The sequence below is a fragment of the Staphylococcus sp. HMSC056G08 genome (genome assembly GCF_001812305.1).
Taxonomy (GTDB): Bacteria; Bacillota; Bacilli; order Staphylococcales; family Staphylococcaceae; genus Staphylococcus; species Staphylococcus simulans.
Genome location: NZ_KV808458.1, coordinates 1 through 11,393, shown reverse-complemented (window position 1 = coordinate 11,393; position 11,393 = coordinate 1). Strand labels below are relative to the sequence as shown.

Below are 11,393 nucleotides of genomic sequence, written 5' to 3'. Positions count from 1 at the left end.
TTGCTCACCAGTCCTATTTGACAGAGAGCCTTTTTATTTTGATTTGGGAAGTGAATGTATCACCTTATAATTCATGTAGCATTTAAAAGCAGTCTATGCATTGTTTTAAGCATGATATAACACCGGATATGATATTTATAATAAAGAGAGTGTTATTAATCTATGGGGCTCATATAGGGGATAGGAGAGGATAGGTTTTAGACAAAGCAAAATGCGCTTACTCTAAAAGTGAGTAAACGCATTTTGTTAGGGTGCGTATTTTTAATTTTTATGATTGATGTTTCTTAAGTTGTTGTGTGTATCTCCAGTACATTAATCCTAAAAGGATAAACCAGATTGGAGATAAAAATACTGCAGTTCTTGTTACCGGGTTGACGAATAGCAATGCGAATACAAAGATGAAGAAAAATAAAATCATGTATCCTGAGAAACGTCCACCTGGTAATTTATAAATTGAATTTTTGTGTGCTTTTGGATTGCGTTTATGATAGTTAATATAAGCAACGATAATCAATGCCCAAACTACTAAGAATAAAACTGTTGATACTGTTGTTACATATGTGAATACTAATGTTGCATCTGGGAAAATATAGTTCAATAATGCTGCGATAAGTAATAATGCACATGAAACAAAGATCGCAATGTGCGGCACACCATTTTTATTTGTTTTGTTGAAAACAGGTGGTGCTTGTTCTTGTCTTGATAAACCGAATAACATACGGCTGTTTGAGAAAATACCACTGTTACAAGATGATGCAGCAGCTGTCAGTACAACAAAGTTGATGATACCTGCTGCGAAAGGTATTCCGACTAACGCGAACAATCTTACGAATGGACTATCAGAAGGATCTACTTTATACCAAGGAATGATTGACATAATTACTGCAAGTGATCCTACATAGAATAGTAAGATACGTACAGGTACACTGTTGATTGCTTTAGGAATAATCTTTTCAGGGTCTTTTGTTTCACCAGCTGTTACACCAATCAACTCAATCCCTACGAATGAGAAGAGTGCCATTTGGAAAGACATGAAGAAACCTGATACACCTTTAGGGAAAATACCATGGTCATAAAGGTGTGTGATACTCGCATGACCGAATTTAGTTTCATAAGCAACGAATATCATACCTAATCCGACAACGATTAACACGATGATTGTCGTAACTTTGATAATTGCGAACCAGAATTCTAATTCTCCAAAAAGTTTTGCGCTTAATAAGTTGAATGCCATTAAAACAAGTACACAGACTAAAGCGCTGACCCAGTTAGGAATTTCAGGCCACCAGAAACTGACATACTTCGCTACGGCTGTAACTTCTGCCATCCCTGTGATAATCCAACATAACCAATATGTCCAACCTGTCACAAACCCAGCAAAAGGTCCGATATATTCATTTGTCACATCTGCGAATGATTTAAATTTTGTGTTTGTAATTAAGATTTCCCCTAAACCCCTCATAAACATAAACAACATTAAACCAATAATGATGTATGTTAATAAAATCGAAGGTCCCGTCATCGCAATCGTTTGTCCTGCCCCTAAGAACAATCCAGTACCGATCGCACCGCCAATTGCGATTAACTGTATGTGACGATTGCTTAATTCTCTTTGTAAATTGTTTGACATAAATTAATTCAACTCCCTTTTTGCACCTTAATAATATTATGCACATATCCATAGAATATGACAAATGGTTTTTAAAAATATTGAGAATTTTCATGCAATTATCAATGGATTTAAGTTATGATGAATGATAATAAATTAAAAATAATCGGTTAATTTGCATGGGTTTTCGTTACTTAAAACTATAAAAATGTAATATAATACCAATAAAGGCGATGAGATATGGTCTGAACAGGGTGTTTTAGCTGTTTGAGCAATGTAACCGCTTTATACAAAGTTTCGAAATTGTTCACAAAACCGTTAATATTGGATATAATACTAAATGAAAGCCATTTCAATTTGTTATAGAAAAGGGGAAATTAATATGGCAGAATTGCATAAAGGTTTAGAAGGGGTAATTGCAGCTGAAACAAAGGTAAGCTCAATTATCGATAGCCAATTGACATATACTGGTTATGACATCGATGATTTAGCAGAAAACGCATTATTTGAAGAAGTTGTATTCTTACTATGGAATTACAGACTTCCGACGAAAGACGAATTGAACAAGTTGCAAGAAAAATTATATGAGTATGCAAAACTAGACCAAAAAGTTTATGAGCATTTCGAAGATTATGCAACAGACGACGTTCATCCAATGACAGCATTAAGAACTTCAGTTTCTTATATTGCACACTTTGATGAAAATGCAGAGTCAGAAACGGATGAAGAAAAATTAGAACGTGCAATTAGAATCCAAGCAAAAATGGCATCACTTGTGACGTCATTTGAACGTGTAAGACAAGGAAAAGAGCCAGTTTATCCTAAACAAGGCTTATGCTATGCAGCTAACTTCTTATATATGTTACGTGGTGAAGAGCCAACAGACATTGAAGTTGAAGCATTTAACAAAGCATTGGTATTGCATGCTGACCATGAATTGAATGCATCAGCATTTACAGCACGTTGTGCAGTATCATCTTTATCAGATATGTATTCAGGTATTGTTGCAGCTGTAGGTTCATTAAAAGGGCCTTTACACGGCGGAGCAAACGAACGTGTTATGAACATGTTATCTGAAATTCATTCAGTGGATGAAGTTGAACCATATATTGATAATAAATTGAAAAACAAAGAGAAAATCATGGGCTTTGGACACCGTGTTTATAAAGACGGAGATCCACGTGCGAAATATTTAAAAACAATGAGTAAAAAAATTACGGATGAGACAGGTCAAAAACATTTATATGATATCTCAGTAGCGATTGAAGACTTAATGAAAGAACGTACAGGCATTATTGCTAACGTTGACTTCTATAGTGCGACTGTTTATCACAGCATGGATATTCCACATGATTTATTTACTCCAATTTTCGCAGTCAGTCGTTCTGCAGGTTGGTTAGCACATATTTTCGAACAATATAGAGATAATCGTATTATGAGACCACGTGCTCAATATATCGGTGAAACAAATCGTAAGTATTTACCAATTGAAGAGCGCTAATTTTTAACAGCGACATTCTTGAATCATTAATCACAAAATTTATATTAACGGAGGAATTTAGAATGGCACCAGAAAAAATTGTTAAACAAGAAGACGGTTTATTAGTACCGAATAATCCTATTATTCCATTTATCATCGGTGATGGTATTGGACCAGATATCTGGAGAGCAGCAAGCCGTGTATTAGATGCAGCGGTTGAAAAAGCTTATAATGGCGAGAAAAAAATCGAATGGAAAGAAATCTTAGCTGGTCAAAAAGCATATGATGAAACTGGCGAATGGTTACCACAAGAAACTTTAGATACGATTGAAGAATATTTAATCGCAATCAAAGGACCTTTAACTACACCAATCGGTGGCGGTATTCGTTCATTAAACGTAGCATTACGTCAAACATTAGACTTATATGCTTGCTTACGTCCAGTACGTTGGTTCAAAGGTGTTCCATCTCCTGTTAAGCGTCCAGAAGACACTGACATGGTTATCTTCCGTGAAAATACTGAAGACATCTATGCAGGTATCGAATTTAAAGAAGGTACGCCAGAAGCTAAGAAATTAATCGATTTCTTACAAGATGAAATGGGTGCTAAAAACATTCGTTTCCCTGAAACTTCTGGTATCGGTGTAAAACCTGTATCTAAAGAAGGTACTGAACGTTTAGTACGCTCAGCTATCCAATATGCGATTGATAACAATCGTAAATCAGTTACATTAGTGCACAAAGGTAATATCATGAAATTTACTGAAGGTGCATTCAAACAATGGGGTTATGATTTAGCTGAAAGTGAATTCGGTGATAAAGTATTCACTTGGCAACAACATGATCGCTTAGTAGATGAAAAAGGTAAAGAAGAAGCGGACAAAATCCAAGATCAAGCAGTTGCAGATGGTAAAATCATTATCAAAGACTCAATTGCTGATATCTTCTTACAACAAATCTTAACGCGTCCTGCTGAGTATGATGTAGTAGCAACTATGAACTTAAATGGTGACTACATTTCTGACGCATTAGCAGCACAAGTCGGCGGTATCGGAATTGCACCTGGTGCAAACATCAACTATGATACTGGCCACGCTATCTTTGAAGCAACTCACGGTACTGCACCTAAATATGCAGACCAAGATAAAGTAAACCCATCATCAGAATTATTAAGTGCAGTATTAATGTTAGAACACTTAGGTTGGCAAGAAGCTGCTGACTTAATTACAGATTCAATTGAAAAAACAATTGCATCTAAAGTTGTAACGTATGACTTCGCACGTATGATGGATGGCGCTAAAGAAGTAAAAACTTCTGAGTTCGCTGACGAGTTAATCAAAAATCTATAAGACTTAATTGATTTCAAGCTATACTGCTCTGATAAGGGCGGTATAGCTTTATTTTTTTGAATGATTGAACTTGTTAAGTGAATGTTAAGTTTATGTAAAGATGTTTCGTAGTATGTTATCTTTTTGAAAATATAAGTTATAATTAAGATGAAAAATACACAGGGGGTAAGACTATGACACAAAAAATTTTAGTAGTCGATGATGAACAATCCATTGTAACTTTGCTGAAATACAATTTAGAAACAGCAGGTTATTTAGTAGAAGTTGCTTATGACGGTGAAGAAGCACTTCAAAAACTGAATGCCGTACAACCAGATTTAGTCGTATTAGACGTGATGTTGCCGAAGTTGGATGGCATTGAAGTTTGTAAAACGATTCGTTCAGACCGAAATCTTGTTCCTATCTTAATGTTGACTGCCAAAGATGACGAGTTTGATCGCGTATTAGGCTTGGAACTCGGTGCAGATGACTATATGACTAAGCCATTCTCACCAAGAGAAGTTGTAGCACGTGTAAAAGCTATTTTACGCAGATCTAAACAAGTTCACAGTCAAAAAGAAGAAGAAACAGATAGTGAAGATGTAATCATCGGTTCAATCAAAATCAGACCTGAATACTTTGAAGTATATAAAAATAATGAACTGTTAGAATTGACCCCTAAAGAATTTGAGTTACTTCTTTATTTAATCGAGCGCCAAGGTCGTGTTATTACAAGAGAGCACATGTTGAACTCTGTATGGAATTATGAATTTACTGGTGATTCAAGAATTGTTGATGTGCATATCAGTCATTTAAGAGATAAATTAGAGGAAAACCCTAAGCAGCCGAAGCTTATTAAAACTGTTCGTGGATTAGGCTATAAACTAGAAAGACCTAAATCTGCAAATTGAAGTTTTACACAAGATTACTGCTGACGTTAGCCATCTTGATTATCTCTTGTCTTGTTGCTTTAGGTTTACTAATCAATCATGCGATTTATACAACGATTTCATCGAGAGATGCTGAAAACTTGAAGCATGATGCTGAGCGTATCAACAAGACATACAAAGCACATCATGAAGAGGCTTTAAAAGAATACGCACACTTAAATAATTTTACAATATCCATACATAGCAATGATGGAGGTAAAACATTATTTAAATCAGATAAAAAAGTTCCCGCAAATCCAAACATCAATGTAGTTGGAAATCCATCTAATCTGCTTTATGATACGCATCATGACAATCGTAGATTTACTTATAAATATATTAGTAATGATCATTTTATTATAATTACAGGTTACGATAATGAAATTACACAACTACAATTTGAAGCTTGGAAATATATTGCGATCATTGGTTTATTCATTATTGCCTTAGTCTTCTTAATTGTTAGAAACATTAACCGCACATATATCAGACCGATTAATGATGTAACTTATGCGACGAAACTCTTAGCACAAGGGCACTATCATATCAGAGTACCTGAAAGCAATGTGAAAGAAACGCGAGACTTATTCGTAACAACGAATGAATTAGCACGTCGTTTACAAAAAATGTATAACGAACAAAAAATTCAATCAAATCGTTTGAAAACAACACTTGAAAATATACCAAGTTCAGTTTTAATGATTGATAAATACGGTAAAATTGTTATCGCGAATACAGCATATTATGAAATGTTTAATCCTGAAACAAATGTCGTGAATCAAAATTACAATCGTGTGATCAAAGGTAAATTGAATACATTGATTATCGATGCCTTTAAAACCGAGAAAACGATGAATGAACAAGTCAAAGTATATTTGAATAATGTTCACGAACGTTATTTTGATACCGTCTGTGTGCCGATTTTATCTCGTAAAAAGAAAAGAATGCAAGGGATGGTTGTCGTTCTTCACGATATTACCAGCTTGAAGAAATTAGAGAATTTGCGTCGTGAATTTGTCGCAAATGTCTCACATGAGCTGAAAACACCTATCACTTCAATTAAAGGATTTGCGGAAACTTTAATTGATGGGGCGAAGAATGATGAAACGACGTTGGATGAATTCTTAAATATTATTTTGAAAGAGTCTAATCGTATTGAGTCATTGGTCGAAGATTTATTAGATTTATCACATATTGAACAACAAAAAGAAATTGAAACAGAACCTGTGGATTTATCTGATGTAACGAGAAACACCGTAAAAACTTTATATACAAATGGTAAAAAGAAAAATATTACGTTGGAAACGGATATTGAAGATTACGTGATTATCGATGCCGAAACATCGAAAATTGCTCAGGTTGTGGTGAACATCGTCAGCAATGCGATTAACTATTCACCTCAAGATAGTCGTATTCATGTGCGTGTCTATAAAGATGGAGAAAAACGTGTCTTAGAGGTCGAAGATTTTGGAATTGGAATCGCTCCAGAAGATCAAAAACATATCTTTGAACGTTTTTATCGTGTAGATAAAGCTAGAAGCCGTGATTCAGGCGGTACAGGACTTGGTTTGTCTATTACGAAACATATTGTCGAAGCTTATCACGGACGTATTCAAATAGACAGTCAAGTTGGCGTAGGTACAACGTTTAAAGTGATATTTTTCGATAATAAAAATAAATCAATTAAGTTATCTTAATATATGCGCCGGATGGAATTCCGGCGCTATTTTTATGAGTGGCTATGTCACATATGATAAAATAGAAACAAATCAATTCTGGAGGTTATAGTGTGGAAAAATTAGTGTTAATTGATGGGAATAGTTTAAGTTTCCGAGCATTTTATGCATTGCCTCTTTTAACGAATCGTGCAGGAATTCATACAAATGCCACTTATGGATTTGCGATGTTATTAGAAAAAATTATCAAAGAAGAAAAACCGACCCATTTCTTAGTCGCATTTGATGCTGGAAAAACGACATTCAGACATCAAACATTTAAAGAATATAAAGGCGGCAGACAAAAGACGCCACCAGAATTAAGTGAACAATTTCCGTTAATCAGACAATTATTAGATGCGTATCATATTAAGCATTATGAACTAGAAAATTATGAAGCGGATGATATTATTGGAACGTTAAGTCAAGCTGCAGATAAAGCAGGTTTTGAGACAATAATTGTAACGGGTGACCGAGACTTAACGCAACTTGCTTCTGATAACGTAACAATATACTATACGAAAAAAGGTGTGACAGATGTTGACCATTACACACCTTCATTCATCGCGGAAAAATATAATGGTTTAACACCGTCACAGATTATTGATATGAAAGGTTTAATGGGAGATAGCTCAGATAATATCCCAGGTATCGCGGGTGTCGGTGAAAAAACTGCTATTAAACTTTTAAATCAATTTGATTCAGTTGAAAACCTTTATAATCATTTAGATGGAGTTTCTGGTAAAAAGTTAAAAGAAAAACTTGAAAACGGTCATGATGATGCGTTGATGAGTAAAGAGTTAGCAACGATTAATAGAGAAAGTCCAATTGAAGTTACACTTGAAGAAACGAAGTTGCCTGATGAAGTGGATCAAACACAAAAAATTGAACTGTTTAAAGAACTTGATTTTAAACAAATGTTGAACCAAATCGATGTTGATGCCGATACTGAAACTGAATCTGATCGAACATATGATATTGAAACAGATTTCAACTCAATTGACTTTGATCAATTAAAACAAGCAGCGCTTCACTTTGAAGTAGATGAAGGTGACTATCTCACTGCAGATATTTTGAAATTCGGCTTTAAAGCAGATGAACACTTTGTGGTGATTAATGCGGATGAGATTCAAAATTATCCTGAGTTAATAAAATGGTTAGAAGACGAACAAACAGAAAAGTATGTCTATGATGCGAAAAAAACATATGCAGAAGCACATCGCATGAATATCGATATTAAAAATATTACGTTTGATATCATGTTAGCAAGCTACATTTTAAATCCATCTCGCTCAATTGATGATGTTCATTCAGTAGTTGTCGATTATGGCCAAGGTTATGTACCTGAAGCAGTACACGTTTTTGGTAAAGGCAAAAAACGACAAGTGCCAGAAGATGATGTGTTGAATCCTTATATTGCTTCGATTTTGGATGCGATTGATGCGAGTACACCTGTAATGATTGATGCATTGAAAGAGTACAATCAATTAGATTTATTCAATGACTTAGAATTGCCGCTTGCGCGCATTTTAGGACAAATGGAAGAAATGGGCATTTACACGGATATTGAAGAGCTAAAAGAAATGGAAAGAGAAATTCAAGGTAAGCTTGATACTTTAATTGCTCGTATTCATGAAGCAGCAGGTGAGGAATTCAATATTAATTCACCGAAACAATTGGGTGTCGTATTATTCGAAAACTTGAAGTTACCAGTTATCAAGAAAACGAAAACGGGTTACTCAACTGCAGTAGATGTTTTAGAACAACTACAAGGTGAACATCCGATTATCGAAGATATCTTAGAATATCGCCAGTTATCTAAATTACAATCTACTTATGTAGAAGGCTTACAAAAAGTGATACAAGATGATAATCGCATTCATACACACTTTAACCAAACACTTGCACAAACAGGACGTCTGTCATCTGTCGATCCTAACTTGCAAAATATTCCTGTACGTTTAGAAGAAGGTCGCCGCATTAGAAAGGCCTTTAAACCTGCAGAAGCGGATAACGTTATTCTTTCAGCGGACTATTCTCAAATTGAATTACGCGTACTTGCTCATATTACGCAAGATGAAAGCATGATGAATGCCTTCAGAGAAGGAAGAGACATTCATACAGCTACAGCCATGAAAGTCTTTGGTGTAGAAGCAGGCGAAGTAGATGGTTTAATGCGTCGACAAGCTAAAGCTGTAAACTTCGGAATAGTATATGGCATTAGTGATTATGGTTTAAGCCAAAGTTTAGGTATTACGAGAAAAGCAGCGAAGAAATTTATTGATGATTATTTAGATAGTTTCCCAGGCGTTAAACAATATATGAGTGATATCGTTAAAGATGCGAAAGCAAAAGGTTATGTAGAAACATTATTACACCGTCGCAGATATATCCCTGATATTACAAGCAGAAACTTTAATCAACGCAGTTTCGCAGAAAGAACAGCTATGAATACACCAATTCAAGGTAGTGCTGCAGATATTATCAAACTAGCAATGGTTAATTATGATAAAGCTGTGAAAGAAACAGATTTCAATGCACACTTATTACTACAAGTACACGATGAGTTGATTTTTGAACTGCCAAAAGATGAAGTAGAAGCTTTCAGTGAATTTATTGAAGATATTATGGATAATGCCATTGAATTAAAAGTACCATTACAAGTGGATACTAACTATGGTCCAACATGGTACGATGCAAAATAGAAAGAAGGTCGCAAATTGCCTGAATTACCAGAAGTAGAGCACGTTAAAAGAGGGATTGAACCCTTTGTGATTAATCAAATTATTGAAAGTGTTGAGTTCTCGGATAAAGTCATCGATGGAAAAGCGAGCGGTAGAGACACAATTATTAAACAAATTGATTTGCCGATGTTTAAAAATCGTACAGAAGGCTATAAAATTACACGTGTGGAACGCAGAAGTAAATATATTCTTTTATATTTAGAGAAAGATGAAGATAAAAGAGTATTAGTCAGTCATTTAGGAATGACTGGCGGCTATTTCGTAGTCAATGACTTAACGGAGATTATTGTACCGAATTATCAAAAACATTGGCACGTCAATTTCAAACTTAGTAACGGCAAACAATTAATCTTTTCTGATATTAGACGCTTTGGTGAAATTAAAAATGTTGATGATATTACAGCATACACGTCATTTGAAAAGATGGCTCCTGAGCCTTTTGATGACAACGCATACACACACTATCAAAAACAATTAGCATTGCCGAAGTATCAGAATAAGCCGATTAAACAAGTGATCTTAGATCATCATGTTATTGCAGGTTGCGGTAATATTTATGCTTGTGAAGCTTTATTTAATGCACGTATTCATCCAAAACGCAAAGTTAATACTTTAACGAAACAAGAGCAAAAGCGTGTATTTGATGAAGTAGTGGCTGTTCTAACATTAGGTATTGAACAAGGTGGAACCAGCATTTCTGATTATCGCCATGCAGATGGTCAAACTGGACATATGCAGGAGTATTTAAATGTATATAAAAAGAAAATCTGTCCTGTATGTGGTGGACCGATTGAGACAGAAGTGATAGGTGGCAGAAACAGTCACTTTTGTCCAAACTGTCAAAAATAAATTAATTGAACGAGGGAGATTAGATTATGCAAAAAGTAATTGGTTTAACAGGCGGAATCGGAACAGGAAAATCTACTGTATCTGAATTGCTTGCAGTCCACGGTTTTAAAATTGTGGATGCGGATATTGCGGCAAGAGAAGCGGTAGAAAAAGGTTCTGAAGGTTTAGAACAAGTCCGCCAAGTATTTGGCGATGAAGCGATAGATGAAAATGGTGAAATGAATCGCAAATACGTCGGTGAAATCGTATTTAATGATGACAAAATGCGAGAGAAATTAAACCAAATCATACATCCTATCGTGAGAGATTTAATGGAAAGACAAAAAGAAGCTTATTTAAAAGATGGCTTCAATGTAATTATGGATATTCCATTATTATTTGAAAATAACCTTCAAGATACTGTTGATGAAACATGGTTAGTCTATGCTTCTGAAAGTATTCAAGTGGAACGTTTAATGGAACGTAATGACTTAACACAAGAAGAAGCGAAAGCGCGTGTATATAGTCAGATCTCTATCGACAAAAAACGTCGTATGGCAGATCGTGTTATTGATAATCGCGGTACGTTGCTAGAGCTTAAACAAAACCTTGAAGCATTGTTGATGGAGGAAGGTTATATTCAAAGTTCTGAAGAGGTTTAATGTGAATATGATTTTAATCTGAACATGAATACAAAAAATTGCTTATCATTAGTGATAAGTAATTTTTTTAGGCTCTCTGTCAAATAGGACTGGTGAGC

The 11,393-nt window shown here is 35.0% G+C and carries 8 protein-coding genes; 7 read left to right on the top strand and 1 reads right to left on the bottom strand.

Annotated elements, in window-relative coordinates; translation table 11 throughout:
* Positions 1-268: 268 nt before the first annotated feature.
* Complete coding sequence (locus tag HMPREF2846_RS05475; RefSeq protein WP_002481171.1) at positions 269-1,630, bottom strand: amino acid permease; 1,362 nt, start codon at positions 1,628-1,630, stop codon at positions 269-271.
* A 361-nt stretch (positions 1,631-1,991) separates the two neighbouring features.
* Between HMPREF2846_RS05475 and HMPREF2846_RS05470 the strand changes: the two genes are divergently transcribed.
* The 7 genes from HMPREF2846_RS05470 (at position 1,992) to coaE (ending at position 11,295) form a co-directional block, all read left to right on the top strand.
* On the top strand, positions 1,992-3,110 hold the full coding sequence (locus tag HMPREF2846_RS05470) for a citrate synthase (protein ID WP_070626034.1): 1,119 nt from the start codon (positions 1,992-1,994) through the stop codon (positions 3,108-3,110).
* A gap of 62 nt (positions 3,111-3,172) precedes the next feature.
* Positions 3,173-4,438 (top strand): NADP-dependent isocitrate dehydrogenase, encoded by a 1,266-nt coding sequence (gene icd, locus HMPREF2846_RS05465; RefSeq protein WP_002481169.1) that lies wholly within the window; start codon positions 3,173-3,175, stop codon positions 4,436-4,438.
* Positions 4,439-4,611: 173 nt separating this feature from the next.
* Positions 4,612-5,328, top strand: coding sequence for a response regulator transcription factor (locus HMPREF2846_RS05460; protein ID WP_002481168.1), 717 nt, complete (start codon positions 4,612-4,614; stop codon positions 5,326-5,328).
* Positions 5,325-7,043, top strand: a complete 1,719-nt coding sequence (gene pnpS / locus HMPREF2846_RS05455) for a two-component system histidine kinase PnpS (RefSeq protein WP_002481167.1) — start codon at positions 5,325-5,327, stop codon at positions 7,041-7,043. The genes HMPREF2846_RS05460 and pnpS overlap by 4 nt, the downstream gene beginning before the upstream one ends.
* 92 nt (positions 7,044-7,135) lie before the next feature.
* On the top strand, positions 7,136-9,766 hold the full coding sequence (polA, locus tag HMPREF2846_RS05450) for a DNA polymerase I (RefSeq protein ID WP_070626032.1): 2,631 nt from the start codon (positions 7,136-7,138) through the stop codon (positions 9,764-9,766).
* A gap of 15 nt (positions 9,767-9,781) precedes the next feature.
* Entirely contained in the window at positions 9,782-10,654 is an 873-nt protein-coding gene (gene mutM / locus HMPREF2846_RS05445; protein WP_070626030.1) for a bifunctional DNA-formamidopyrimidine glycosylase/DNA-(apurinic or apyrimidinic site) lyase, read from the top strand.
* Positions 10,655-10,680: 26 nt separating this feature from the next.
* Complete coding sequence (gene coaE / locus HMPREF2846_RS05440) at positions 10,681-11,295, top strand: dephospho-CoA kinase (RefSeq protein ID WP_057509820.1); 615 nt, start codon at positions 10,681-10,683, stop codon at positions 11,293-11,295.
* The last annotated feature ends 98 nt before the right edge of the window (positions 11,296-11,393 follow it).

What these genes read in the sequence shown, in the direction of transcription:
- HMPREF2846_RS05470 (WP_070626034.1), top strand. Translation starts at nt 1,992, where the DNA reads ATGGCAGAATTGCATAAAGGTTTAGAAGGGGTAATTGCAGCTGAAACA.
- HMPREF2846_RS05460 (WP_002481168.1), top strand. Translation starts at nt 4,612, where the DNA reads ATGACACAAAAAATTTTAGTAGTCGATGATGAACAATCCATTGTAACT.
- icd (WP_002481169.1), top strand. Translation starts at nt 3,173, where the DNA reads ATGGCACCAGAAAAAATTGTTAAACAAGAAGACGGTTTATTAGTACCG.
- HMPREF2846_RS05475 (WP_002481171.1), bottom strand. Translation starts at nt 1,630, where the DNA reads ATGTCAAACAATTTACAAAGAGAATTAAGCAATCGTCACATACAGTTA.
- coaE (WP_057509820.1), top strand. Translation starts at nt 10,681, where the DNA reads ATGCAAAAAGTAATTGGTTTAACAGGCGGAATCGGAACAGGAAAATCT.